Annotated in this window: 22 protein-coding genes; 11 read left to right on the top strand and 11 right to left on the bottom strand. The window is 66.8% G+C overall.

Going from position 1 to position 26,177, the window contains the following annotated elements; translation table 11 throughout:
* Window positions 1-126 precede the first annotated feature (126 nt).
* Window positions 127-1,407 (bottom strand): M1 family aminopeptidase, encoded by a 1,281-nt coding sequence (locus tag ACVPT3_RS14915; RefSeq protein ID WP_492041642.1) that lies wholly within the window; start codon window positions 1,405-1,407, stop codon window positions 127-129.
* 205 nt (window positions 1,408-1,612) lie between these two features.
* Here ACVPT3_RS14915 and pheS point away from each other — a divergent pair, with 205 nt between their 5' ends.
* The 3 genes from pheS to pheT are packed head-to-tail and all read left to right on the top strand — an operon-like array spanning window position 1,613 to window position 5,520.
* Window positions 1,613-2,689, top strand: coding sequence for a phenylalanine--tRNA ligase subunit alpha (pheS, locus tag ACVPT3_RS14910; protein ID WP_492041641.1), 1,077 nt, complete (start codon window positions 1,613-1,615; stop codon window positions 2,687-2,689).
* Window positions 2,690-2,692: 3 nt separating this feature from the next.
* Entirely contained in the window at window positions 2,693-3,085 is a 393-nt protein-coding gene (locus ACVPT3_RS14905; protein WP_155988144.1) for a hypothetical protein, read from the top strand.
* Window positions 3,082-5,520, top strand: coding sequence for a phenylalanine--tRNA ligase subunit beta (gene pheT / locus ACVPT3_RS14900; RefSeq protein ID WP_492041640.1), 2,439 nt, complete (start codon window positions 3,082-3,084; stop codon window positions 5,518-5,520). Before ACVPT3_RS14905 ends, pheT begins: the two co-directional genes overlap by 4 nt.
* A 94-nt stretch (window positions 5,521-5,614) precedes the next feature.
* On the opposite strand, the gene ACVPT3_RS14895 is transcribed toward pheT, so the two are convergent.
* Window positions 5,615-7,111: a hypothetical protein gene (locus ACVPT3_RS14895; protein ID WP_492041639.1), complete on the bottom strand. Its 1,497-nt coding sequence runs from the start codon at window positions 7,109-7,111 to the stop codon at window positions 5,615-5,617.
* A 239-nt stretch (window positions 7,112-7,350) separates the two neighbouring features.
* Here ACVPT3_RS14895 and ACVPT3_RS14890 point away from each other — a divergent pair, with 239 nt between their 5' ends.
* Window positions 7,351-7,959: a DUF1134 domain-containing protein gene (locus ACVPT3_RS14890; RefSeq protein ID WP_492041638.1), complete on the top strand. Its 609-nt coding sequence runs from the start codon at window positions 7,351-7,353 to the stop codon at window positions 7,957-7,959.
* 52 nt (window positions 7,960-8,011) lie between these two features.
* Here ACVPT3_RS14890 and ACVPT3_RS14885 read toward each other — a convergent pair whose 3' ends face one another.
* Together ACVPT3_RS14885 and ACVPT3_RS14880 are read right to left on the bottom strand one after the other, a co-directional pair.
* A complete protein-coding gene (locus ACVPT3_RS14885; protein ID WP_492041637.1) occupies window positions 8,012-8,917 on the bottom strand; it encodes a Rossmann-fold NAD(P)-binding domain-containing protein in 906 nt (301 codons plus the stop codon).
* Window positions 8,918-8,928: 11 nt separating this feature from the next.
* Window positions 8,929-10,161 (bottom strand): NAD-dependent epimerase/dehydratase family protein, encoded by a 1,233-nt coding sequence (locus ACVPT3_RS14880; RefSeq protein WP_492041636.1) that lies wholly within the window; start codon window positions 10,159-10,161, stop codon window positions 8,929-8,931.
* A 351-nt stretch (window positions 10,162-10,512) separates the two neighbouring features.
* Between ACVPT3_RS14880 and ACVPT3_RS14875 the strand changes: the two genes are divergently transcribed.
* The 3 genes from ACVPT3_RS14875 to ACVPT3_RS14865 all read left to right on the top strand — a co-directional run bounded on the left by ACVPT3_RS14875 (window position 10,513) and on the right by ACVPT3_RS14865 (window position 13,108).
* On the top strand, window positions 10,513-11,505 hold the full coding sequence (locus ACVPT3_RS14875) for a DUF4167 domain-containing protein (RefSeq protein WP_492041635.1): 993 nt from the start codon (window positions 10,513-10,515) through the stop codon (window positions 11,503-11,505).
* A 95-nt stretch (window positions 11,506-11,600) separates the two neighbouring features.
* Entirely contained in the window at window positions 11,601-12,311 is a 711-nt protein-coding gene (locus tag ACVPT3_RS14870) for a DUF4893 domain-containing protein (protein WP_492041634.1), read from the top strand.
* A 47-nt stretch (window positions 12,312-12,358) separates the two neighbouring features.
* Window positions 12,359-13,108, top strand: a complete 750-nt coding sequence (locus ACVPT3_RS14865; protein WP_492041633.1) for a DUF4893 domain-containing protein — start codon at window positions 12,359-12,361, stop codon at window positions 13,106-13,108.
* Here ACVPT3_RS14865 and ACVPT3_RS14860 read toward each other — a convergent pair.
* Window positions 13,098-14,774, bottom strand: coding sequence for a serine hydrolase (locus tag ACVPT3_RS14860; protein ID WP_492041632.1), 1,677 nt, complete (start codon window positions 14,772-14,774; stop codon window positions 13,098-13,100). The two genes, ACVPT3_RS14865 and ACVPT3_RS14860, sit on opposite strands and share 11 nt — an antisense overlap.
* 61 nt (window positions 14,775-14,835) lie before the next feature.
* A complete protein-coding gene (locus ACVPT3_RS14855; protein WP_492041631.1) occupies window positions 14,836-16,728 on the bottom strand; it encodes a BCCT family transporter in 1,893 nt (630 codons plus the stop codon).
* A 139-nt stretch (window positions 16,729-16,867) separates the two neighbouring features.
* Here ACVPT3_RS14855 and ACVPT3_RS14850 point away from each other — a divergent pair, with 139 nt between their 5' ends.
* Window positions 16,868-17,512 carry a LysE family translocator gene (locus tag ACVPT3_RS14850; protein WP_492041630.1) on the top strand — a complete coding sequence of 215 codons (645 nt, stop codon included), beginning with the start codon at window positions 16,868-16,870 and terminating at the stop codon, window positions 17,510-17,512.
* A 43-nt stretch (window positions 17,513-17,555) separates the two neighbouring features.
* On the opposite strand, the gene ACVPT3_RS14845 is transcribed toward ACVPT3_RS14850, so the two are convergent.
* A complete protein-coding gene (locus tag ACVPT3_RS14845) occupies window positions 17,556-17,918 on the bottom strand; it encodes a BA14K family protein (RefSeq protein ID WP_492041629.1) in 363 nt (120 codons plus the stop codon).
* Window positions 17,919-18,174: 256 nt separating this feature from the next.
* Between ACVPT3_RS14845 and clpB the strand changes: the two genes are divergently transcribed.
* Complete coding sequence (gene clpB / locus ACVPT3_RS14840) at window positions 18,175-20,763, top strand: ATP-dependent chaperone ClpB (protein WP_492041628.1); 2,589 nt, start codon at window positions 18,175-18,177, stop codon at window positions 20,761-20,763.
* Between the two features lie 5 nt (window positions 20,764-20,768).
* Here clpB and ACVPT3_RS14835 read toward each other — a convergent pair whose 3' ends face one another.
* The 4 genes from ACVPT3_RS14835 to ACVPT3_RS14820 form a co-directional block, all read right to left on the bottom strand.
* Window positions 20,769-22,037 (bottom strand): hypothetical protein, encoded by a 1,269-nt coding sequence (locus tag ACVPT3_RS14835; protein ID WP_492041627.1) that lies wholly within the window; start codon window positions 22,035-22,037, stop codon window positions 20,769-20,771.
* Between the two features lie 664 nt (window positions 22,038-22,701).
* On the bottom strand, window positions 22,702-22,887 hold the full coding sequence (locus ACVPT3_RS14830; protein ID WP_492041626.1) for a hypothetical protein: 186 nt from the start codon (window positions 22,885-22,887) through the stop codon (window positions 22,702-22,704).
* Between the two features lie 45 nt (window positions 22,888-22,932).
* Window positions 22,933-23,385: an EF-hand domain-containing protein gene (locus tag ACVPT3_RS14825; RefSeq protein WP_492041625.1), complete on the bottom strand. Its 453-nt coding sequence runs from the start codon at window positions 23,383-23,385 to the stop codon at window positions 22,933-22,935.
* Window positions 23,386-23,503: 118 nt separating this feature from the next.
* On the bottom strand, window positions 23,504-24,001 hold the full coding sequence (locus tag ACVPT3_RS14820; protein WP_492041624.1) for a hypothetical protein: 498 nt from the start codon (window positions 23,999-24,001) through the stop codon (window positions 23,504-23,506).
* A 148-nt stretch (window positions 24,002-24,149) separates the two neighbouring features.
* Here ACVPT3_RS14820 and ACVPT3_RS14815 point away from each other — a divergent pair, with 148 nt between their 5' ends.
* A complete protein-coding gene (locus tag ACVPT3_RS14815; protein ID WP_492041623.1) occupies window positions 24,150-24,857 on the top strand; it encodes a response regulator in 708 nt (235 codons plus the stop codon).
* Window positions 24,854-26,176 (top strand): sensor histidine kinase, encoded by a 1,323-nt coding sequence (locus ACVPT3_RS14810; RefSeq protein WP_492041622.1) that lies wholly within the window; start codon window positions 24,854-24,856, stop codon window positions 26,174-26,176. The genes ACVPT3_RS14815 and ACVPT3_RS14810 overlap by 4 nt, the downstream gene beginning before the upstream one ends.
* The last annotated feature ends 1 nt before the right edge of the window (window position 26,177 follow it).

Below are 26,177 nucleotides of genomic sequence, written 5' to 3'. Positions count from 1 at the left end.
TTAGCGGGTGATATTTAACATCGGCTTTGCCCTTCATGAACCTTTCGCGGCGCGTTTCGGACAAATAATCTGTATAAAGATCGATCAGGGTTGCGCTGCCGGCGCCGACCCTCATGCCAATAACGCCTAGGGCGCCGGATCGACCCACTGGGTGAACAGCGGCCGAAGATCCACCGGGGTCGCTTTTTGCATGGCCGCCTCAAAATCTCGCGATGTCACCGACCGGCCGAGGTTGGCGGTCGTGTAGGCGTCGATCCCGCCCCAGAATGCCGCGTCGCCCATGAGGACGCGTAGTTCGTGAAGGAAGACGGCAGCCTTTGAATACTGAATACACCGGCGAGCCGAGAGCGACGGGTAGGCCTCCCGGAAGGCCAAGGGGACGTCTCGCCATTCCTGGCTGCACCTTTGCCACCGCCGCCGCGCCAATTCGATCTCGTGTGTGTAGGCGTCGGTCCCCCAGCGGTGCTCCTTCCAACTGGCGACCATAAATGTTGTGACGCCCTCGTTCAGCCAGAACTCCGACAGGCTCGAAGCCGTCACGCGGTTGCCCCACCATTGATGGGCAAGCTCATGGGCTACGGCCCAGTCTTCCTGCGGATCAGTGATCATCGCCTTGACGGCGCCCCCGCCAAGCACGCTGTGGGAGATTGCCTCCTGCGCCTCCCAGCGTAAGGGGTCGTAAAGCTGGCTGTAGCGTGCGGCGGAATAGGGGACGCCGGACCGTTGCTCGAAGTACTTCAGCATCGCGCAAGTCGGCTCCAAGATCGCGTTCACCTCCTCTTCTCGCGCCACGGAAAGCACCTCGAGGCGGGTGTCACACCCCGTTGAGGGTTCGATCCGGATTAGTCTGCCGATGGCGAAGGCATGGACATAGGCCGGGTAACTGTCTTGCGTGCGCCAGTGGTGCAGTTCGTCGTCGTGGTCGAGCGCTGTCACCTCCACCAACTCGCCGGGCCCGAGGCTGGTCAGGCCGCGGGGCGCGCGGATGGATAGGTCGAATGTGAAACGGTCTGCGAAATCTTCCTGGCTGCACACCATCCAATCGCACGAGAAATAGCCTGTGTAAGCAAGGTCATCAGAGACATGGACGCCCCTACCCGGCAGCGCTTCGTATTCGATGTACATAGAGTGACCGGAGCCGGGCCTGAGGGGGCGGCCAACGGCGATATCAAGGGCGCCTTCCGACATTCGCCAGTCCTTGATCGGACGTCCGTCTATACTAAGGGTGGTGATTTTGAGAGGACCGCCCCTGAAACTGAGACGATCCCCGCCAGTCGTCGTGCGGAAAGTGAAGCTTTGCGCGCCTCTCAAACCGGGGCTTCCGAAGAAGGGTTCGATCTCGACGTCCTGATGTAGAATGTCGATGCCGATGGGGCCGGTCGCGCCGATGGGGTCGAGCGCCGGCATGTTCGGAGCGCACGCCGCTAAGCCCAAGACACAGCCCAGCACAGAGGCTGATCGCGACCAACGATACATCTGGATCTCCCGCCTTGGAGAGACAGCTCTATCGAGCGGGGACGGCGCCCTCAACACCTCACCGGGTTCGCTGCGAGGCCCGGCGCGCGCCTTCAAGGGTGACGAACGCGCCCCGGCCCGCTAATGCACGGGCCAAATGACCGATCTCGCCACACTCGAACTCGAACTGATCAACGCCATCGGCGGCGCGGAAACCGTCGCAGCCCTCGAAGAGGTGCGCGTCGCCGCCCTGGGCAAGTCCGGCTCCATCTCCGGCTTGCTGAAGGGGATGGGGGCGATGAGCCCCGACGAACGCCGCGAACAGGGGCCGATGATCAACGGCCTGCGCGACCGCGTCGCCGCCGCCATCACGACCAAGAAGGCCGAGCTGGAGGCCGCCGAGCTGGACGCCCGGCTTCAGGCCGAGCGCGTCGACCTGACCCTGCCGGCCCGACCGCGTCGCAAGGGCGTGGTTCACCCCACCATGCAGGTGATGGACGAGATGATCGCCCTGTTCGCCGAGATGGGCTTTGCGGTCGCGGAAGGCCCGGACATCGAGGACGACTTCCACAATTTCACCGCCCTGAACTTCCCGCCCAAACATCCGGCGCGGGAGATGCACGACACCTTCTTCCTGAAGCCCGACCCCGAGACGGGCGAGCGCAAGGTGCTGCGCACCCACACCAGCCCGGTGCAGGTCCGCACGATGATGAGCCAGACGCCGCCGATCCGCATCGTCGCGCCGGGCCGCACCTTCCGTAAGGATTCGGACGCCACCCACACGCCGATGTTCCACCAGATCGAAGGCCTGGTGATCGACCGCGACATCCATATGGGCCACCTGAAGACGACGCTTCAGACCTTCATCGCCCGCTTCTTCGAGCTGGACGAGGTCCAGGCGCGGTTCCGGCCGCATCACTTCCCCTTCACCGAGCCCTCGGCGGAGATGGATATTCGCTGTGACCGGTCAGGCGGGAAACTGGTGTTCAACACCGGCGACGACTGGCTGGAGATCCTGGGCTGCGGGATGGTGCATCCCAATGTGCTGAAGAACTGCGGCATCGACCCGGATGAGTATCAGGGCTTCGCCTTCGGCATGGGGGTGGATCGCCTGGCCATGCTGAAATACGGCGTGCCCGACCTGCGCCCCATGTTCGACGCCGACACGCGCTGGCTGGCGCACTACGGCTTCTCGGCCTTCGCGGCCCCCAATCCGGCCTCGGGCCTGAGCTGAATCATGAAGATCGAAGACGATATGCTGAAACTGCCCCTGATCGGGGTTGGCCCTGCCTATGAGGGCGTCCAGATCTGGCTGCCCCAGCTGATCCTAGAGGCGGCCCAGCGCGGCGAGGCTGTGATCACCGGCAAGACTTTCCGCAATTGTTTCCTGGAAGGGCCCGCAGTGCTGCTGGCCGTGGGCGGATGCCGGTTCGACAACTGCAACATGGGCGACGCCATGGGCGATACCCGCAATCTGCTGCTGGCGCCGGTGGGGCCCCAGAAGGTGACGGGGACAGTGACCTTCTCCGACTGCAGCTTCGTCGACTGCCGCTTCCTGCGCGTCGGCTTCACCGGGGCGCCGGAGTTCCTGGCCAACATCCAGCAGGTGCTGGGCGGGGCCGCAGCATGAAGTTCACCCTGTCCTGGCTGAAGGATCACCTCGAGACCGAGGCCGATGTCCATCAGATCGCCGAGGCCATGACCATGGCCGGGCTGGAGGTCGAGGAGGTGCTCGACCCCGCCGCCAAACTGGCGCCCTTCACCGTGGCCAGGATCATCTCGGCCGAACGTCACCCGAACGCCGACCGGCTGCAGGTTTGCCAGGTCGAGACCGTCGACGGGCTGAAGGAGATCGTCTGCGGCGCGCCGAACGCGCGGGCGGGCCTGACCACCATCTACGCCCCTATCGGCGCCTATGTCCCCGGCCTGGGCGTGACCCTGGTCGAGAAGCCGGTGCGCGGCGTGGTGTCGAACGGCATGCTGTGCTCGGCCTCGGAGCTTGAGCTGGCGGATGAGAGCGACGGCATCCAGGAGCTGCCGCCCGAGATCCCGGTGGGAACCCCGGTCGCCGGCCTGTTCGGCGCCGAGCCCGTCATCGATTTCGAAGTCACGCCGAACCGGCCCGACTGGCTGGGCGTCGCCGGCATTGCGCGGGATCTGGCCGCCGCCAGCGTCGGCAAGCTGAAGCATTTCGACATCGCCGTGGTGCGGGGGGGCTTCCCGTCGCCGATCACCGTGCGGCTGGACGCGCCCGAGATGTGTCCGGTCTTCGCCGGCCGCGTCATTCGCGGCGTGCGCAACGGCCCGTCGCCGGCCTGGCTGCAGAAACGCCTGACCGCCATCGGCCTGCGCTCGATCAACCGTCTGGTCGATGTGACCAATCTGATCGCCTACGACCGCGCCCGGCCGCTGCACGTCTATGACGTGGCCAAGCTGGTCGGGACCGAGATCGTGGTGCGCGGCGGACAGGTCTCGGCCGGGACCGCCCATATCGAGGGCGGCGAGCCCGAGCATCTGATCGCCCTGGACGGCAAGACCTATGCGGCTGCGCCGACCGACTGCGTCATCGCCGACGCCGGGGGCGAGCGCCCTATCGGCCTGGGCGGCGTCATGGGCGGCGAAAGCACCGGCTGCGACGAGACCACGACCGACGTCTTCATCGAAAGCGCCTGGTTCGACCCGCTGGTGATCGCCCAGACGGGCCGGGCGCTGGGCATCCATTCCGACGCCCAGTACCGGTTCGCGCGCGGCGTCGATCCGGTCTCTGTCACGCCGGGGCTGGAGCTGGCCACCCGCCTGATTCTGGACCTGTGCGGCGGCGAGCCGTCCGAGATCGTCTTCGTCGGCGAGCCCCCGGCTGGGCCGGCGCCCTTCGCCTTCGACCCCGCCTATGTGAAGCGGCTGACGGGCATGGACCTGGACGACGACCGGATCGGCACCATCCTGGGCCAGCTCGGCTTCCTGGTCACGGCCGCGCCAGCCGGTCAGGCTGAGCCCTGGACCGTGACCCCGCCGTCGTGGCGGCGCGACGTGGAAGGCCGGGCGGATCTGGTGGAAGAGGTGGCGCGGATCGAGGGCTTCGACAGCCTGCCCGACACGCCCCTGCCCGAGGTCGCCCGCCCCGCCGGCGGGGTGCTGAGCCCGCGCCAGGCCCGCGTCCGCACGGCGCGCCGCGCGCTTGCCGCCCTGGGCTATGCCGAGGCCGTCACCTGGTCCTTCACCAAACAATCCACGGCGACCCTGTTCGGCGGCGGCGATGACCGTCTGGTGCTGGAGAACCCCATTGCGGCCGATCTGGACTGCATGCGGCCCTCGGCCCTGCCGAACCTGATCCAGGCGGCGGCGCGCAACGCCGCGCGCGGTTTCGCCGACGCCGCCCTGTTCGAGATCGGCCCCATCTATCTGGGCGACGGTCCCAAGGATCAGCGCACGGTCATCGCCGCCCTGGTCGCCCCTCACGCCGCCCGTCACTGGGCCGGCGCCGGTGAGGACGCCCTGTTCGCCCTGAAGGCCGACCTGACCACCCTGCTGGAAGAGATCGGCGCCCCGGTCGCCTCCCTGCAACTGGTGCAAGGGTCGAACCGCGACTGGTGGCACCCCGGCCGTTCGGCCCGGCTGCAGCTGGGCCCCAAGAACATCATGGTCGAGTTCGGCGAACTGCACCCGCGCGTGCTGAAGGCGCTGGACGCCGATGCGCCCATGCTGGCCTTCGAGATCGTGCTGGACAATGTCCCGGAGCCGCGCGGCAAGTCGGGCAAGGCGCGGGGATCGGCGGACCTGTCGGCCTTCATGCCCCTGACCCGGGACTTCGCCTTCGTGGTCGAGGACGCCAAGCCGGTCGGCGATCTGGTCCGGGCTGCGGCCGGCGCCGACAAGGCGCTGATCGCCGACGTGCGGGTGTTCGACGTCTATCGTGGCAAGGGCGTGGACGAGGGCTTCAAGTCCGTCGCCCTGGAAGTCGTGATCCAACCCCGCGAGGCGACTTTGGCCGAGGCCGAGATCGAGGCCCTGACCGCCAAGATCGTGGCGGCGGTGGAGAAGCAGGGCGGCAGGCTGCGGGCGTGATATTTCGCCAAGAGCCGTCGCTTGAATAGTCAGTTCGAATTGGAGAAGGAGCTCGCCGCTGGATCGGCGAGCCCCTTCCTAACCAAAGAACGGCTCAAGGCTTGGGAGCAAGCCAAGCATCCGTCATCTCGTATTCCACGTTGGAAGTGCCCACATAGACCTGAAAACGGAATGTGTAGGTGTCCGGGTGCCGCGTGAAACTTCCTTCGAAGAAGCGATAGTTCTTCTGAGCATTCACATTGACGGCGTGCGAGGCAAGTTGAGCGCCGGAAGCACTTATCTCGAAAACATAGAGGTACAAGGGGTAGGTCGGGCCAGTTGTCAGGGGGGCTCTCAGGGCTGCACCGAAAGTATAATCTTGATAAGACTTATCTATCGGCGCTGTATCTTGGTATATTGACTGAGCGCTGGGCGCGGAGGGAATGGAAAAGAGGAGCGAGCAATTGGAACTTTCTCTCGGAGCCTGAGGGTTTTGGTTGAAGGTCCAATTCAGATCTCCATATCGCTGCCACGGCGGCATCGTCTGACACCAGTTATTTGAAGTGCCGCACGTCCGCGCCCGTCCATTGGCGTTGGTGCATTGCATGTGCGTGTTCCGGAGTAGGTTCACGCTGTTGTAAAGCGGATCAATGTGGAACTGGGAGGGGTCCCACGCGCCGTTTTCAGCCGGGAAGATGAATGTCCAGTCATGACAGGCAGCGAGGAAGTACGTTGTTTGGCCAAATGTGTTCACGCCGTTATTCGTGCCAATTCCGCAGCGTTCAAGCGATACCGGATCAGGCGCGGATCTGTATTCCGACGATTGCCAGGCTTCCCAGCGAGCCTTGCCATACTCCTTGGTGAGATAAAAAACCTCTATGGCGTTTGAATCGACCGTCGGGCCGCCGAAGTGCCACGACTTGACCGTGTTAAGTGTTTTGCCGCTCTGGTACGGCACGTTGGGGTAGTAGTTCCACACGGTAAGGGACTGTGAGAATCCATCCACCGTCGGACATTGAGGGAAGCCTCCAGTAAGCGTCGTGACCGCCTGGCCTTGGGTAAATGGAATGGACAGGTTCTTTGGAGCAAGGATCCATGAATCCGCCGTGCTGCATTGCGCGTTGCGGAAGAATGGCTGCCATCCGCCGCCACTGTCATAGGTGCCTGCGGCAGAGGCGTAGGTTCCGTCGGTGACAAGGAGATCATATGCGGAAATGCCGGTCTCGGGATTTCCGGGCCAGAAGGTTGGAACCGCGTTTTCGCGCGTGAAGTAGAAGGTCTGCGCGATGCGATTGCGGCCCAACAGGTCGGGGATGGGGTAGCTGTCGCTGATTTGGGCGAGGTTGGATTGCGTGGGCATATCCCACTTATGGTATCGAAGATGCTCGCCAATTTGAAGTTTTCTCGCTCGTTCAGGGCAGGTGATGGGATCCTCCGCCGTCGCCGCGCCGGTTGCTGGATCGATACAGACTTGCTGAACAAGATAGTCTGAGACCGTGTCCGCTCGACCGGCCTCAGGAAAAGTCAGGGACGCTGCCAGAATCAAGGCTGCGCCCATTGCGCCTAATCGCTCGCCAATCATCGCAATTTCCATCAGATATTCAATCTGCACAATGCAGGATTGTGGCTGGCAAGTTGAGGCAGGATGGTCTTTGCGTCCAGTGATTGTTTTTTAACACACTTCAGGCTGTGCCTCAGCCAGGCCAATATGAACTGGCGGTCGATCCTGTCCCCGCGCGTCCGTAAGTCCCCGTTAACCTTGAAGCCGCAAGGCTGCCGCAAAGGTCGGGGACTCTGTCACAAAGCCCGGCGTCCCCGCTGGCTGTCCCTCGCCGCCTCTAGGAGCGCCCCATGCATCGCCGCCAACTGATCCTCTCCGGCCTGGCCACCGCCGCTGGCGCCTCGTCCGTCGGCGCCTGCGCCACTGCGCCGGCCAACCCCAACTATCCGATCCAGTCGGACAACCAGGCCCAGTCCTACAGCTTCGACGAACTGGTCGCGGCCGGGTCCAAGGAGCTGGGCATCGCGGCCGAGGCCGTCGGCGGCGCCATTGAACGCGTCTTCGCCGACCAGGGCGACCGCCCCACCGCCTACATCGCCGGCGAAGAGGGCTCTGGAGCCGTGGTCGTCGGCGCTCGGTACGGCCGGGGCGCCCTGCACATGAAGGACCTGTCGGCCTCGCAGGAGGTGTTCTGGCAGGGGGCTTCGGTGGGCTGGGACTGGGGCGGCAACGCCAGCCGGGTCTTCACCCTGGTCTATGGCCTGTACCACCCCGACATGATCTATCGCCGTTACCCCGGCGTCGAGGGCACCGCCTATCTGATCGCCGGCCTGGGCGTGAATTATCAGCAGGCCGACGGCATCGTCCTTGCGCCGATCCGCACCGGCGTCGGCCTGCGCCTGGGCGCCAATGTCGGCACCATGAGCTACAGCCGTCAGCGCAATCTGCTGCCGTTCTGATCCGCTCTTTCGTCATCCTCCGATCTCGCTGCGCGCCGGAGGATGACGAAAGTCAGCTTACAAGTCTCAACGGCGGAGGCGCCTCCAGCAGCGTCGCCAACCCCTCGCGCCAGGTCGGATATTGCGGCCGCCAGCCCAGTTCGGCCTTGGCCAGGGCGTTCGAGACCCGCTTGGAATCCAGATAGAAGCGCCGCATCGCCTCGCTGACGCTGTCGTCGGTCCAGTCGACCTCGGGCGGGCGGGGCAGGCCCATCCGCTCGGCGGCCCATTCGACCACCACATCGGCCGGCGACGGTCCGTCGTCGGTCAGATTGTAGGCGGCGCCCGGACGCGGCCGGGCCATCGAGGCGAACAGGCCCGAGACCACGTCGTCGACATGGATGCGGTTGAACACCTGGCCGGGCTTCCTGACCAGTTTGGCCGTCCCCTCGCGTAGCCGCTCGACCACGCTGCGTCCCGGCCCATAGAAGCCGGGCAGGCGGAAGATCTGCACCGTCAGCCCCATGCCCTGCGCCCCGTCGCGCCAGTCGCGCTCGGCCCGCACCCTTCGCGCGCCCTCCAGATTGGCGGCGTTCAACGGCCCGTCCTCGAACACCCACCCGCCGGCCCGGTCGCCATAGACCGAGGTGGAGGAGACATAGCCGATCCAGTCGGGCCAGGCGTCGCCCGCCACCGGCCCCAGGGCGCGCAGGGCGGGGCAGCCGTGGGCGTCGGGCGCGGCGGTGATCAGCACGGCTGTGGCGGCGTCCAGCGCGGTCTTCAGCGCCTCGGCGTCCGCTGGATCGACGGCGGTGATCCCCTCGGCTTCCAACGACCGGCGCCGTTCGGGATCGCGCGATGTGGCCACGGCCCGGCCGCCGCGCCTCAGGGCCTCGCGCGCCGCCGCGCGACCCAGATATCCCCCGCCGAAGACCAGCAGGTCGGGGGCGGTGGCGCGGTCGGGGGCGGCGTCGGGCATCAAGACAGGTCTCAGGCGGACAGGGCTGTGGGGGCCGTCGTCGGGGCCGGCGGCGCCGCTTCGTTTTCCAGCGCCTCCGCCCGGCGTTGGTTCCAGGCGGACACGCAGGGCACGCGGCACAGGTCGGCCCGGTCGGCGTAACGGCGGGCGATGTCGGTCACATCCTGCATCAGCCCCTCGGCCAGGGTGATCGGCTTCAGCCCCAGTTCGCGAAACTGATCATTGGCCACGACCAGATCGTTCTCGTCCGCTTCCTGGCGCGGATTGGGCACATTGTGGATCTCGGCGCCGGTCATGTCGGCGACCATCCGGGCCAGGTCGCGCACGCGCCGGCTCTCGGTCATCTGGTTCAGGATCTTGACACGCTCGCCGCGCTTGGGCGGATTCTTCAGCGCCAGTTCGACGCAGCGCACCGTGTCTTGGATATGGATGAAGGCTCGCGTCTGGCCCCCCGATCCGTGCACCGTCAGCGGATAGCCGACCGCCGCCTGCATCAGGAACCGGTTCAGCACCGTGCCGTAATCGCCGTCATAGTCGAAACGGTTGATCAGCCGCTCGTCCCTGCGGGTCTCCTCGGTCTGGGCGCCCCAGACGATGCCCTGGTGCAGGTCGGTGATCCTGAGCGCGTCGTTCCTGGCGTAGAACTGGAACAGCAGGGCGTCCTGCGTCTTGGTCATGTGATAGATGCTGCCCGGATTGGGCGGGAACAGGATTTCCTGCTCGGCGGGGCCGTTGTCGGTCTGGACCGTGACCTTCAGATAGCCCTCGGGGATGCGCAGGCCGGCGGTGCCGTAGCCATAGACCCCCATGGTCCCCAGGTGGGCCAGATGCACGTCCAGCCCGCTCTCGACGATGGCGGCCAGCAGATGGTTGGTGGCGTTGATATTGTTGTCGACCGTGTACAGCTTGTGCCGCGCCGACTTCATCGAATAGGGGGCGGCCCGCTGTTCCGCGAAATGCACCACGCTGTCGGGCGCCAGCTCGCGGATCAGGGCGACCAGACGGTCGAACTCCTTGCCCACCGTCATGTTGACGAAGCCGATATCGCGGCCCGACACCTCTTTCCACGCCTTGATCCGCTCGCCCATGGTGCGGATCGGCGTCAGCGACTGGATCTCCAGCTCGTTGTCGATGTTGCGCCGGCTCAGATTGTCGACGACGGTCACGTCCCAGCCGTTGGCCGACAGATGCAGGGCTGTCGGCCAGCCGCAGAAACCATCGCCGCCAAGAACCAGAACGCGCATGGGAAAGCCTCGTAGTCGCCTCAAAGGTCTTGCCTAGCCCACTGAGCCCCCATCGGCAAAGCGGCGCCGTGGCCATAGGTGCGAGGGTTTGACGAAAACCCCTTGGAAAGGGTCGTCGCACAGGCTAAGTCTCCCTCGTCTCCCACTCAAACGCAGCCTTCCGGATCCCAATCCGGCTGTTCGCGGCTTGAGCCGGCCATGACGGTCGGTCCCGCAAGGACCGGCGCACCATGCGGGCGGCAAGGCATTCCGACAGTTCGACAATCGGGGATCGGCCCCGAGCGAAACGGAACCACGAAACGGACGGAACCGGCCGATGGCCTGGGTCCATCCCTGCACACGGTAGCGCGAATGAGAGATTTCAAGGGCATGAAGCGTCAGCGCGGACGCAATCGGAACAAGGCGGGCGCCAATAACGCCAACAACGCCAATCCGAATCGTTCGTGGGACTCGCAAGGCCCCGAAAACATCAAGGTCCGCGGCAACGCCCAGACCGTTTACGAACGCTATCAGCAGCTGGCCCGCGACGCGGCGTCCGGCGGCGATCGGGTGCTGGCCGAGAACTACCAGCAGCACGCCGAACACTATTACCGAGTCCTGCGCGCGCTTCAGCCGCAACGGTCCTTCTCCGACATCGCCGCGCGCGAACTGTCGAACCAGGGCTTCGACATCGATTTCGAGGACGAGTCCGGCGCCCAGGCCGCCGCCTTCGTCGCCGCCCAGCAGGCCGCTGATCGCCAGGCCCAGGAGGCGTCCGACCGCGCCGACCAGGGCCAGAATCGCGACCGCGATCGCGATCAGAATCAGAACCGCGATCAGAGCCAGAACCCCAGTCGCGACCGCGACCGCGACCGCGACTACAACCGCGACCGTGATCAGAATCAGAACCGCGACCGCGACCAGAACCGCGACAATCAGCAACCGCGCGAACCCCGTGAAGACGGCGAAGTCCGCGCCGACGGCGAAGGCGGCGGCCGCCGCGAGACCCGCCGCGAACGCTGGGAGCGTCGCCGCGAGGAACGCAACCGCCGCTTCGAAGGCCAGGAGATCGTCGGATCGGAAGAGGCCGCCGACGCCGAATCCGTCGCGCCTCCGGCCGAATCTGCGGTTGAAACCCCCGCCGTCGAGGTTTCGAGCGCGGAAGAACGCCCCGCCCGTCGCAGCCGCCGTCCGGCCGTCGCCGTCGAGGCCGACGACGACGCCCCCACCGCCCTGCCGGGCTTTCTGACCCGTTCCTCGACCCCCGCGCCGACGGCCGAACCGACCGAGGAGGGCGAGACCCCCGCGCCGCGCCGCCGCGCGCCGCGTCGCAAGGCCGAGGTCGCCGCCGACAGCGAAGGCTGATCGGCGCCCTCGTCGGGCGTGCGGCCTTGACGACGGCGGCCCATACGGGTCCTAAAGGGACGACTTCGCCGCAAGGCCCGCCCCCAAGGGAAGCGATGATGCGTCCGTTCGCCCAGTTCCGTCCGTTCCAGTCTGGTTCGTCGACCCGCAGTCTGACGCGCAGCCTCGCCGTCGCCGCGCTCTTCGTCGTCGCCGCCTGCGCTTCCACTCCGCCGCCCCCGCCTCCGCCTCCCGCTCCGCCTTCGGGAGGGAGCGGCGGGGTTCTGATGGACTGGCGCGGCGTCATCACCTCTGTCGATCGTGATCGCTACCAGCGGCGCGACGCCGCCTGGAACCTGGCTCTGCAACAGGCGCGTCGCCAGCGCGGTTCGGGCGATCTGGACAGTCTCGGCGATCTGATCGATCCCGGCGCCGCCCGCCCCGGCGTCGCCCCGCCGCCCGGCGACTATCGCTGCCGAACCGTCAAACTGGGCTCCCAGGGCGGCGAGGACGGCCTGGGCTATGTGGTCTACGGCTGGTTCGCCTGCCGCATCGAACAGACGCCTCGCGGACTGAAGTTCTCGAAACTGACTGGCTCGCAACGTCCCTCGGGCCTGCTGTTCCCGGAAAACGACCGCCACATGCTGATGCTCGGCTCCATGGCCCTGGCCCAGGAGCCGGCCGCCAACTCCTATGGCCGCAATCCTGATCGCGACCTGGTCGCTGTGGTGGAGCGGATCGGCGACGCGCGCTGGCGGCTTGTCCTGCCCTGGCCGCAGTACGAGTCCAACCTCGACCTGATCGAACTGGTCCCCAAGGCCGGCTGAACCTCGCGGCGGCTGGACCGTTCGACTCCCAACCGATGGAGACGCCCATGCGCCGTAGCCCGATCCTCTTCGCCCTGTCCGCCGCCGCAGCGGCGTTCGCCGCCTGTGGCGACAACCGCCCCAATGGTCCGGCCGAGATGTCTCCAGCCGTGACCGAACCGGCCGCCGGCGTGCCGCCCCAGGCCGCGCCCCAGGCCGTAGCCCAGGTTACGGCCGCACCGGCGCAACAGGCCGCCCCCGGCGGCCTGCAGGATGGGACCGACGACTGGCGCCGGGTTGCGACCGCCTCGGACGCCAGTCGGCTGGGCCGCCTCGACCAGGCCTGGCGCATGGCGCGGGCCGAGGCCGAGGACGCCGGCTTCGCCCGTCAGGTCGAGGCGCTCGGTCCCCTTGTGGATCCGAATGCGGCCCAGGCCGACCGTCTCCAGCCGACGCCCGGAACCTACCGCTGCCGCACCATCAAATTGGGACGACGGGTGGAAGGCCAGGGCCTGGCCTATGTCGACTATCCCTGGTTCGCCTGTGCGGTCGAACTGACCCCCGGCGGCGACCTGATCCTGACCAAGACCACCGGCTCGCAACGCTTGCGCGGCCTGCTGTATCCCGACACCGACCGTCGTCTGGTCTATGTCGGAACCCAGGCCTGGGGGCAGGAAACCAGCTTCCCGGCCTATGACGAAAATCCCGAGCGGGATCAGGTCGGGGTGCTGGAGCGGATCGGCCAGAACCGCTGGCGGCTGGTCCTGCCCTGGCCCAGGCAGGAAGCCAAGCTGGAACTGCTGGAGATCACCCGCTGACGGGCTGGACCCGTGTCAGCTTCAGATCCTGATAGTCGTATGAGAAGTCGATGTCGGGCGACACGCCCTTCATCGTCGCCGTGGCCGGCTTGGCGGTCTGGATGGCGAAGGTGACGAAGGCGTCCTCCTCGCGCTTGTCGGGGAAACGGGTGCGGAAGGTCTCGCCGTCATAGGGCTCCAGCCAGCCCTTCAGCGCCGGCGTGTGGGTGAAGCTGAGCCACAGCCCGGTCTTGCGATTGCGTCCTCGTCCCTCGGTCCTCGGTTCGATGAGGATGTCGCCGTACCAGGGATCGCGCCAGGTCCCGGCATAGGCCTCCAGCGGCATCGACGGCGGGGCGCCGGCGGCCTGTTTGGCGTCGATCTCGACGGCGGCGGCCAGCGACTTCACATTGCCCTCGGCCTCCAGCCGCTTGGAATCGGCGATCCAGTCCACATCGGTCTTGCCCATGCACAGGTCGGTGATGCCCGAGCGCAGCGCGCGCAGCAGGAAGCTCTCCTCGGCGTTGGAGAAGACGCAGAAGCCGGTCTTGCGGCCGGGGATCAGCACGGTCGCCGAGATGCCGCCGGGCGACCCGCCGCCGTGACTGGCGATCCGCTCGCCGCGATAGTCCTGGACCTGCAGCCCCATGGCGTAGGTCGAGGCGATGGACCGGTTGGGCAGTTCCGCCGTGGGGCCGGCCGAGGCGCCGGCGATGATATTGGGCCGGTACATCTCGCGCGCCGCATCCTCGGAGAACAGTCGCGTTCCGTCCGCCAGCTTGCCGTCGTTCAGCCGCACGGCGATCCATTTGGCCCAGTCCGTCGGCGTGGTGCAGATCCCTCCCGCCGCCGCCGCTGAATCCCAGTTCCAGACCTCGACGATCGAGGCCGCGATCGGCGTCATCGCCCCCTGGTAACGCAGCGGCGGCCCGACCCGGCCGTGCGGCAGGGCGGATTTCGCCGGATCGGCCAGGCGCGCCAGGGGCACGGTCTCGGTCATGCCGACCCGGTCCAGGATGCGGGTCTGGATGAAGTCCTCCCACATCATGCCCGACACGGCCTCGATCACCGCCCCCGCGACGACGAACATCAGGTTGCAATAGTGATAGCGGGCCCGGAACCCGTCCTCGATCGGCACGAAGGCGGCCTGGGCCAGGACCTCGGCGCGGGTCCGGTCGCTGTTGGGCCAGAACAGCAGGTCGCCGGCGCCCAGGCCGAACCCGGCCCGGTGGCTCAGGGTGTCGCGGACGGTGATGTGGTTGCTGATGTACGGATCGGACAGCCGGAAGTCAGGCAGATAGGTCTTGATGGGCGCGTCCCACGCCACCTTGCCCTCGTCCACCAGGATGGCCAGGGCGGCGGCGGTGACGTTCTTGGTGTTCGAGGCGATGGCGAACAGGGTGTGTTCGTCCGCCCGGCTCGGCCTGCCCTGAACCTTGACCCCATAGCCGCGCGCCAGGACCGTCTCGCCGTCCTTGACCACCGCCACCCCCAGGGCCGGCTGCTCGGGCCAGGCGGCCATGGCCTTCTTCACATAGGCGTCGACCGCTTCGGCCAGGGCTGCGTCGTCGTTGGCGACGGCCGGCGCCGGCGCCTGGGTCTGGCTCTGGGCCCACGACGGCCCCGCGACCAGCGCCGCCGCGCCTCCGGAAGCGAACAGGGAACGGCGCGACAGGCGAAGGGACATGCGGGAACTCCGGCTAGGACTATGGCGACGCTAGCGCCCCCGCGGCTCCGGGCCAAGGTCCCTAGCCCAGCCGCCAGGCCTGCAGATGCTCCAGCACGTCGGCGACGATCTGTTGTCGCGTGAAGCCGGTCACGTCGCGCGGGCGACCGCCGTCGCCCGTCTGGGCCGTCAGCCGCCACTCGACGGCGCGTCGCCCTTCCGGCGCGTCCAGCGGCGTGATGGCCGGCAGCGGCCGGGATCGCGCGCCCAGCCGGTACAGGAAGTCCGCGCCGCCGGCGTGCGGGACGGTCAGCCATACGGCGGCGGCGTCCGTCTCGATCCGGCTCTGGTCCAGCCCCTCGACCGCCAGCGCCTCCCGCACCTCGTTCAGGGCGGGGACGCCGTGGCGCTCGATCTGGCGGTCGATGTCGCGGCGGCTGGCGGGGGCGAACATCCGCTTCAGCCGCTCGCCCAGCGGCGGCGTCTCGGTCTCGACCGCCTCGCCCCTGAGGTCCGCGTTCATCTGCCGGATCAGGCCGACGCATAGCAGGATCATGATGACCGTGAAGGGCAGGGCCGCCACCAGGGTCGCGGCCTGAAGCGCGCCCAGCCCCCCGGCCAGCAGCAGGGCCGCCGCCGCCAGTCCCTCCAGCGCGCACCAGTAGACCCGCTGCCAGCGCGGCGTGTCGTCCGCCCCGCCCGAGGCGATGGTGTCGATCACCAGCGAGCCGCTGTCGGCCGAGGTGACGAAGAAGACCGCCACCAGCAGCACCGCCAGGGTCGAGGTGATCGCCGCCCCCGGCAGGTTCTCCAGGAAGTGGAAGATGGCCGTCGACAGATCCGCCTGCACCGCCTGGGAGATGGCCCCCGCCGCCTGGCCCATGTCCAGGCTGATGGCTGTATTGCCGAACACCGTCATCCACAGGAAGGTAAAGGCGGTGGGGACCAGCAGTACTCCGCCGATGAACTCGCGCACCGTCCGCCCGCGCGAGATACGGGCGATGAACATGCCCACGAACGGGGACCAGGCGATCCACCAGGCCCAGTAGAACAGGGTCCAGTTCGCCATCCAGCCGCGCGGCTCATAGGCGTAGAGGGTGAAGGTCCGCACGAAGAAATGGTCGAGGTACAGGCCGAAATTCTGCACCAGCGCCTTCAGCAGGAAACCGGTCGGCCCGACCACCAGCACGAACAGCATCAGCAGCACCGCCAGCGCCAGGTTCAGTTCCGACAGCCGCCGTACCCCCTTGTCCAGCCCGGTCAGGACCGAGACGGTCGCCGCCGTCATCACCACGGCGATCAACCCCACCTGCACCCACGGCCCGCTGGGCAGACCGGTCAGATAGTTCAACCCGCTGTTGATCTGGGCCACGCCCAGCCCCAGCGAGGTGGCGATCCCGAACAGGGTGCCGCAGATGGCGAAAATATCGATCGCGTCGCCGATCGGTCCGTGGATCCGCCGGCCCAGCAACGGCGACAGCCCGGACCGCAGCGTCAGCGGCAGCCCTTTCCGGTGCGCGAAATAGGCCAGGCTCAGTCCCACCACCGCATAGACGGCCCAGGCGTGCACGCCCCAGTGGGTGAAGGTGATGACCATCGCCTCGCGCGCCGCGTTCAGGGTTCCGGGCATGGCCTCGGGCGGGGCGGCGTAGTGCTGGATCGGCTCGGCGACGGCGAAATACATCAGGCCGATGCCCATGCCGGCGGCGAACAGCATGGCCAGCCAGGACACATAGGGAAAGTCAGGCTCAGCGTCGTCCGGCCCCAGCCTCAGCCGCCCGGTCGGTCCGAACGCCAGGAAGGCGACCACCCCCAGAAACCCCGCGACCGAGGCGATGTAGAACCAGCCGAAGGTGTCGATCACCCAGGTCTGCGCCCGGCCGAAGATCAGGTCCGACGTGTTCGGCGCGACCAGGGCGACCAGCAGCAGGGCCCCGGCTATGCCGCTCGCGCCCCAGAAGACGCGCGGATTCATCTTGGATCTCAGCATCGATGGAGAGCGTATGGCGAAGCTGGAGGTTCCCCGCCCCGCCGCGCGGAAGTCGACCGGCGGCGAACGCCCCGCGATTGGACCCGCCCCCCGGCGCGGCCTAGAGATCGCACTGGAGGCTTGAATGGAATTTCTGACGCACGGGCCGGTCGATCCGGGGGTGGTGTTGCCGTTTCTGGCGGCGGTCGTCCTGATCGAGCTGACGCCCGGTCCGAACATGGGCTGGCTGGCGCTGGTGTCCCTGTCGCAGGGCCGCACGGCGGGGCTGGCGGCCGTGGCGGGCATCACCCTGGGGCTGACGCTGTGGATGCTGGCCGCCGCCTTCGGACTGACCGAGATCGTGCTGGCCTGGCCGGCCCTGTATCAGGCCATTCGCTGGGCAGGCGTGGGGTTTCTGCTCTGGCTCGCCTGGGAAGCCTGGAAGGGCGAGGGCGATCCGGCCCGCCCGGCGCCCGAGACGCGTGATCGTTATCGTGCGCTTTTCCTGCGGGGCCTGACCGCCAATCTGCTGAATCCGAAGGCGGCGCTGTTCTATATCGCCCTGCTGCCGGGATTCATGCGCCCGGACTACGGCCCGGCCCTGCCGCAGGCCCTGACCCTGGGCGGATTCCATGTGGCCGTCAGTGTGGCGATTCACGCTCTCATCGTCGTCACAGCCGCCCGGGTGAGCCGTTTGGGCGGCGGGAGCCAGGGCGCAAGCGTGCGCGCACTGATGGCGGCCGGGCTGGTGCTGATTGCGGGCTGGACGGCCTGGGAGACGCGACTCTAGGCCGGGCCGCATCGGCGGCCCGGCCCTCGACAGAGATCAGAGATTACAGGCGGCAGATCGCCGTCTGGCCGGCGCGCGGGACATAGCGGTCGGTGCGCGGGTTATAGGACCGGTAGCGCTGTTGGCAGGCGCGCACGTGCGCGTACCAGTCGCCGCGACGGCTGAAGTGCGCGGGCGGCGCCGGCGGACGGGAGCCCCAGCTCGACGACCAGGACCCGTAGGAATCGCGGTGTTCGCCACGCGAATCGTTCTTCTGGCCGCCGTTCTGACCCTGATCCCGGCCCTGGTTCTGGTGCTGCTCCTGGCGCTCCGGCGCAGGGCGGTTCTGGTCCAGGGCGGCGGCCTGGGCCGAGACGGTGCTCAGGGCCATCAGGCCGGCGGCGATTGCGATGATAGACTTGCGCATGGGACAGCGCCTTTCCGTAGGTGAATAGATGTCTGCTAAACGTTTCGTCCCGGCTAATCCGTTGCATTCATTAAAATATTTCGTTTCCGACACCAACCGGACCGCTGTTCGCCGCAATTGACCCCGGTCAAGGCGCGCACACCCCCGCTCGGGCTCTTGTGTGGCCGGTTCAACACACCCACTTCTTCCTGCGAACAGACGCGTCGCTTGCTCCAGAGGGCGTGTCGGACCATTTCCGCCTCACGAGGGGACACGTATGAATCTCGATCTCTATTCCGACCGCGCCAAACAGGCGGTTCAGTCCGCCCAGTCTCTGGCCCTGGCCCGCCGCCACCAGCAGTTCGCCCCCGAACACCTGCTGAAAATCCTGCTTGAAGAACGCGACGGCCTGGCCCGCAATCTGATCACCGCCGCCGGCGGCGACGCCAAGCGCGCCGAGGCCGACACCGAGACCGCGCTGAAGAAGCGCGCCCAGGTCACCGGCGGCTCGGGCCAGCTCTATCTGGACGGCGACACCGCCCGCGTCTTCGCCGCCGCCGAGGAAGCCTCCAAATCCGCCGGCGACGCCTTCGTCACCACCGAACGCCTGCTGGCCGCCCTGGCGCGCGAGGGCGGGGTCGCCGCCGAGGTGCTGAAAGCCTCGGGCGCCAGCGCCGAAAAACTGGACGCCGCCATCGCCGAGGTGCGCAAGGGCAAGACCGCCGACAGCGCCGGCGCCGAGGACGGCTATGACGCCCTGAAACGCTACGCCCGCGACCTGACCCTGGCCGCCCGCGACGGCAAGATCGACCCGGTCATCGGCCGCGACGAAGAGATCCGCCGCACCATCCAGGTCCTGGCGCGCCGCACCAAGAACAATCCCGTCCTGATCGGCGAGCCCGGCGTCGGCAAGACCGCCATCGTCGAGGGCCTGGCCCTGCGTATCGTCAACGGCGACGTGCCGGAATCCTTGCGCGACAAGACCGTCATGGCGCTGGACATGGGCTCCCTGATCGCCGGCGCCAAATACCGCGGCGAGTTCGAGGAACGGCTGAAGGCCGTCCTGTCCGAGGTCTCGGCGGCCGAGGGCGGCATCGTCCTGTTCATCGACGAGATGCACACCCTGGTCGGCGCCGGAAAGGGCGACGGCGCCATGGACGCCTCCAACCTGCTGAAACCGGCCCTGGCGCGCGGCGAACTCCACTGCGTCGGCGCCACCACGCTGGATGAATACCGCAAACACGTCGAGAAGGACGCCGCCCTGGCCCGCCGCTTCCAGCCGGTCTTCGTCGCCGAACCGACGGTCGAGGACACGGTCTCCATCCTGCGCGGCCTGAAGGAGAAGTACGAGGTCCACCACGGGGTCCGGATCTCCGACAGCGCCATCGTGGCCGCCGCCACCCTGTCGAACCGCTACATCACCGACCGCTTCCTGCCGGACAAGGCCATCGACCTGATCGACGAGGCCGCCAGCCGCGTGCGCATGGCCGTGGACTCCAAGCCCGAGTCCCTGGACGAGATCGACCGCCGCCTGGTCCAGCTGAAGATCGAACGCGAGGCCCTGAAGAAGGAGACCGACCAGTCCTCCCGCCACCGGCTGGAAAAGCTGGAGGACGAGATCGCCGATCTGGAGGGCCAGTCCGACGACCTGACCACCCAGTGGAAGGCCGAAAAGGACAAGGTCGGCCAGGGCGCGCAACTGCGTGAAACCCTGGACCGCCTGCGCCTGGAACTGACCAACGCCCAGCGCGCCGGCGACCTGGGCCGCGCCTCCGAAATCGCCTACGGCCAGATCCCCCAGATCGAGAAACAACTGGCGGAGGCCGAGGCCGCCGAGACGGGGGGCGGGGGGCCTCTAACGCCAGAAGTCGTCGACGCCGAACAGATCGCCGCCGTCGTCAGCCGCTGGACCGGCGTCCCCGTCGACAAGATGCTGGAGGGCGAGCGCGAAAAACTGCTCCAGATGGAGACCGCCCTGGGCGGCCGCGTCGTGGGTCAGGACGAGGCCCTGGCCGCCGTCTCCGACGCCGTGCGCCGCGCCCGCGCCGGCCTGAACGACCCTAACCGTCCCCTGGGCAGTTTCCTCTTCCTGGGCCCGACCGGCGTGGGCAAGACCGAACTGACCAAGGCCCTGGCCGAGTTCCTGTTCGACGACGAGGCCGCCATCACCCGGCTCGACATGTCCGAATATATGGAGAAACACAGCGTCTCCCGCCTGATCGGCGCCCCTCCCGGCTATGTCGGCTATGACGAGGGCGGCGCCCTGACCGAGGCCGTGCGCCGTCGCCCCTATCAGGTCGTCCTGTTCGACGAGGTCGAAAAGGCCCACCCCGACGTCTTCAACGTGCTGTTGCAGGTGCTGGACGACGGCCGCCTGACCGACGGCCAGGGCCGCACCATCGACTTCCGCAACACCCTGATCATCATGACCTCCAACCTGGGCAGCCAGTATCTGGCCGAACAGGGCGAGGGCGATGATGTGGAAGCCGTCCGCCCCTATGTCATGGACGCCGTCCGCGCCCACTTCCGGCCCGAGTTCCTGAACCGGATCGACGAGATCATCCTGTTCCACCGCCTGGGCCGCGAACAGATGGGCGGCATCGTGCGGATCCAGCTGTCACGGTTCGAAAAACTGCTGGCCGACCGCCGGTTGAACCTGTCGCTGGACGACGCCGCCCTGGCCTGGCTCGCCGACCGCGGCTACGACCCCGCCTATGGCGCGCGGCCGCTGAAGCGGGTGATCCAGAAGGAACTGGTGGACCCGATTGCGCGGAAGCTGCTGGCCGGCGAGATCGAGGACGGCGGGGTGATTGCCGTCACCGCCGGTGAAGGCGGGTTGGAGATCGGGAAGGCGCGGGTGCATTAGGGGCTTTAATGATGTCCCGCCTGCTTCTGTACGATCTCCAGAGCGTTTTTAATCCAAGTCGCCTCTGCAATCCGCCCGGTGACGCCAGTCATCTGAGATGCACCGGCTATAGCCGCAGCGACAAGGATTCCTGCCGACGCTTTCGCGATAGCAGACGAAAGTTCGCCACTCGTCTTATCTGCCGTCTTGCCGATGAAGTTAGTTCCATACGAAAACACGGTCGAAACAAAATTCTCTACGGTTCGAAGTAGTGCGAATGCTGCTTTTCGAGCAGTAGTCGAGGGATCGCTCGTTAACGCCCGTATTGCCTTGATTGTTTGTGGCACGTCTTTGTCTGCAACTTCGGGGTTGTTTTCTATTTGAGCTATGATTTGGCTCGCCGCGCGATTTATTTCCTCAACGTCGGCTACAGTTAGTTCAACGGCGGCGGCGTTCTCAGCAAATTTTTGCCACTCGGGAAATTGGGCAACAAACATTCCTATTGCAGCTGTGTGGCCCTTGATCATTCCGCACACTGCGTCTGGTAACTCCTCCTTTGCTGCACCGCAGATTGCTTCACAGCTGAGATTAGTAAGGCCTAGCTCGATTACATTTTTCGGTTCAGCTAGCGCCGCTTGCAGTTGTTCCACCGCCTCAATCAGCCGACGATCACAGTTCGAAGCGCTCAGGGAATCAATGATCCGCTGTCCGGAGTTGTGTAGATGTAGTCGGGCGGCATCTGCCGCTTCCCGGTCGGCTTCGGGCACCACATGGCGTTGAGGAATGACTATGATTCGATTTTGCTGGATTCCGAATTTGGCAGGAGCGATCTTCTGGTCCGGAACGATATTACGGAGGCGTTCGGCACCAGCTATACTGCCCAGATCGAGCGCTTGTTGCTTCGGACCAGCTGTAATTCCTACTGACAAGTCCAGCGCAGCATAGAGCGCCTCACCAATAGGTCTCCCCCTAAATGTTTCCATTAGCTCGATTTCGCGCGGCATGGCAAGCAAGCGCAATGGAATCGAGCCAATGATGTCCATTAGCGCTGTATTGGATGCAATCTGTATAAGTTTTCCGTGCGCTTCATTAATTAAATCCAGATCTAGATCTTCCCTTGCTCTTCGGCTAGCCTGTCGAAGTATTACCCTGACTTCTTCAAAAGCGAAAATGGCCTCACGCCACTGCTCGACAGAAATCCTGCCGACGCGGTGAGGTGGTCGATCTTCGATAGACCGCTTTATACCCTGTACAAGCAGCGTCAGCTCGCGAAAGCGCTCATATTCGTTGGCCAAAGCTGCTCCGATGCGTGGCTAGAGGGTTAACCGCTGATGACTAGTACACTAGCGGTTGTTTATCGCACCCAAACAATAACGCTGGCCAAGGTAAATACGGGTCTCACTAGGTCGCGTCCCTCCGTGCCCTGTGTTCTTGGTTGGGAGAAGGTGGCCGCGAAGCGGACGGATGAGGGTCGGGTGTCCAAGTCGGCGCAAGCCGTCGCACCGGTCTGGCCGCAGCGGGGCGCCGGACGACCCTCATCCTTTGGCTGCTTCGCGCCGCCCTCCGGGTCGCGCAAGAACGATGGCTGCGCCGCCGTGCGCTCAAGCCCTCTCCCAACGGGAGAGGGAAGGTGGTCAGAGATCTAGCGTCTTCCCCCGCAAGCGGGGGAAGGTCCGCCTCGCCGTCGAACGAGCACAATTCGAACCGCGAATCCCCGCCTTATCAAGGCGCTGACCCCGTCAAACCGCCTTCTCCTAACCACCCCCGAAAACCATGCCATCCTGTCGCCCGCGAAGGTTCAGGACCAGGGGAGACATGGCGCATGTTCGGAGGAAATGCAGATCGGGATTTGGCGCTTTGGCGCTTTGTCACCCTGTTTTTACGACAGGCTCATGCGCCAACCCCGACCCGATGCGACGCTCCAGACCCTGGTCTTCCGCCCAGGGTCTGAAACCGGCGTCAGGGGCTGATCACCAGCTTGATGCAGCCGTCCGCCTTCTCCTGGAAGGTCTTGTACGCGTCCGGCCCGTCTTCCAGCCCGATCTTGTGAGTGATCAGGACGCTGGGGTCGATCTGACCGTTTCGATCTTGCGCATCAGGGGAGGAAGGCCGAGCGGGCGGATTTCCGACAAGGCCGTGACCCATTTCAGACCCTGTTTCTTTGGGCCGCAGGGTCTGGAATCGAGGGGCTCAGTCGCCGACGCCCAGGGAGCGGACCAGGTCGACGATCTCCTCGCGGGTGATGAAGCCGTCGCGGTTGCGGTCGGCGGCGGCGAAACGGTCGGCGTTGGTGGCGCGGAACTCGTTCAGGTCGACGGCGCGGTCGTTGTTGCGGTCGATGGCGCGCAGCTTCTGGATCTGCTCGCGGCTGGGACGACGCTGGGGCGAGGCGGCGCCCTCGGGGCGCAGGGCGCGCAGTTCGGACATGGTCAGCCGGCCATTGCGGTCGGTGTCGGCGCCGGCGAACCGGGCCTCGCGTGCGGCGTCGAACTCGACGCGGGACAGGCGGCCGTCATTGTTGACGTCGGCCTGCTGAAACAGGGCGCGGCCCGCGTCGGCCGGGGGCCGGGTCTGGGCGGGTGCGGAACTGGCTGCTGCGACGATGGCGGCGGCGACCAGGGCGGAGAAGAAGAGGGTTTTCATCGGGACCTCGATCAGGGGGAAAGGGGCCCCGGCCGCCCGGGGGGGGGGGGTGTGCGGCCGGGGCGACGGGCGGGGAGCTGGATGAGGACCCCCGCCCGAACCGGGAAACGGGGACGGGTCAGTAAGGGCGCGTGACCGTGGAGCTGCGCGTGGCGCCGCTGTTGGTGACGGCCGAGCGGTTCACCGTGGATCCGTCCTCGTCGCTCGAGGCGTCGACCTGGCGGCTGTAGCCATTGCCGTTCGAGGTCTGGACCGAGGCGTCGCGGCTGTAGCCGTTCTCGTCGTACGAGACCGAGCTGGTCCGGGTCTGGGTGTTGCCGGCCGGGCCGGTATGGACGGCGGTGGTGGCGTAGCCGTCGCCGGTGTCCACCGTGGTGCGCGCCCGCGCGCTGGACCAGCTCTGACCGTCGACCGTGCCCGAGCGGGACACCGTCGCCGAACCGGGGCTGCGATAGATGTCGGCGTTGCGCGTGGCGCTGTGGTTGGCGCCGGTGACGGTGGTTGAACGCTGACGCGAGCGGGACTGGGCGTTGGCGCTGTCGGCGACCGCCACCACGCCGGCGACGGTCAGAACGCCGGCAAGGGCGGCGATGGCGAAGGGACGGTGGGAGCGCATGGGCGGGGTCCTTTGCAAGGTCCGGCCTGTTCCGGACGACCACAGACTGACAGACCCGGCCGCCAGGGGTGTGTCGCCGCGGCGCCCGTGCGTAACAGCATGTATCCCCTACTGGCGGGGCGGCGGCGGTTGCGCCAAAGCTTGGTCCATGACGACGGTTCTGATCCATCTGGTCGAGGACGACCCCGAAATCCGCGACCTGGTCTGCGCGCTTCTGGCGCGCGAGGGGCTGGAGTGCGCGGCCTTTCCCGACGCCGCGGCCTTCTGGGCGGCCTGGGCGGTTCGCCGTCCGGATCTGGTGATCCTGGACCTGATGATGCCCGGCGAGGACGGGCTGTCGATCTGTCGCCGCCTGCAAGGGGCGGTTCCCGTGTTGATCGCCTCGGCGCGGGGCGAGCCGATGGACCGGGTCGTGGGCCTCGAGGTCGGGGCGGACGACTATGTCGCCAAGCCGTTCGAGCCGCGCGAACTGGTCGCCCGGATCAAGGCCCTGTTGCGCCGTCGTGACCGCTCCGAGCCGCCTCAAACCCCGACCCGCCGCGTGGTGTTCGACGGATGGCGGCTGGATCTGGCCTCGCGCGCCCTGACCGACGCCGAAGGACGAGCGGTGGAACTGACCGGAGGAGAGTTCGACCTCCTGGCCGCCTTCGTGAAACGGCCGCAGCAGATCTTGTCGCGCGACGACATCATGGATGTGCTGAAGGGCCGCCAGGCCGACGTGTTCGATCGTTCGATCGACATTCAGGTCTCGCGCCTGCGGCGCAAGTTAGGGGACGATCCCCGCGAGCCTCGCCTGATCCGTACAGTGCGCAACGCCGGCTATCTGTTCTCCGCTGACGTAGAGGCGGGGTCGTGAGGCGGCTCGGCCTCGTCAACCGCCTGACCCTGACATTGGTCCTGGTCGTCGTGGCGCTTCAGGCAATCAGCGTCCTGGGTCTGATGAGTCTGCAGCACAGGGATCAGGACGATTGGCGCCTGCCCGTTCCGGTGCGGATCGCCGCCGCCGCCGCCGCTGTCGATCGCACGCCGTCGGCCCGCCGCGACGATCTTCTGGTGGCCCTGAACGGGGATGCGACCCGATTCTTCATTACCGATGGCGTTCCCTCCGGCTATCGCCAGCGCGGGGGCGCCTTGCCGGTCCTGCTGCGCAGCTATGGGACGGCGCTGGAAGGGCGTGACGTGCGTCTGCTGGTTCCTGAGGAAAGGCGCCGGTTCCGCCCCCGTTTGCAGGGCCGCCGAACGGCCGTCTATGCTGTCTCCGTCGCCCTGGCGGACGGACAGCGGCTGGTGGTCGCACCGGGCCTGGGACAGCGTCGCCGCGGCATCGCCGTGGCGGCCCTGGTGTTCAATCTGCTGGTGGGACTGGTCGCTGCCTTTCTGGTATGGCGGACGGTGCAGCGCGCGACGCGCGACCTGCAGGTCATCGCCGAAGCGTCCGACCGGTTCGCGGTCGATCTCGGCGCCCCGCCGATGGATGAGACGGGCCATGCCGAGGCGCGACGCGTGGCCTCGGCCTTCAACCGCATGCGCGCCCGCATCCAGGCCTTGATGACAGAGCGAATGCGGATGCTGGCGGCGGCGGCGCACGATCTGAAAACCCTGATGACCCGACTGAGGCTTCGGGTCGCCCTGATCGAGGATGCGGAGCAGAGAGCCCGCGCCGATCGGGACGTGGCCCTGATGGCGACCTTGATCGAGGATGTCCTGCTGGTCGCGCGCGGGGAGGAAAGACCGGCCGTTCTTACTCCCGTCGATGTGGCTGAGTTGTTGACCGACCTGGCCTCCGAACGCGCAGCCCTAGGCCAAGCGGTCAGTCTGGGCCGGTTGGACGCGGGGCGGGTCCGGGCTGATCTGGTCGCCCTGCGCCGGATCGTCGAGAACCTGGTGGAGAATGCGGTGGTGTACGGTGGATCCGCCGAGGTCAGCTTCGAGCGCGATGACGATCGCTGGCGGCTGGCTGTGGTCGATCATGGCCCGGGTCTGGCTCCGGCCTTCGCGGGCCAGGCTTTCGAACCCTTCGCGCGCGGCGAAGCCTCCCGTAGTCGCGAGACCGGCGGTTCCGGCCTCGGCCTGTCAATCGCCCGTTCTTTGGCTCAGCAAATGAGCGCAGAGATCCGCCTAGAGACCACGCCGGGCGGCGGTGTCACAGCCCTGGTCCTGTTCAGGGTCGATTGAG

This window comes from Brevundimonas sp. FV1ps31S (genome assembly GCF_058681265.1).
This window is presented reverse-complemented; position numbering and strand designations above follow the sequence as displayed.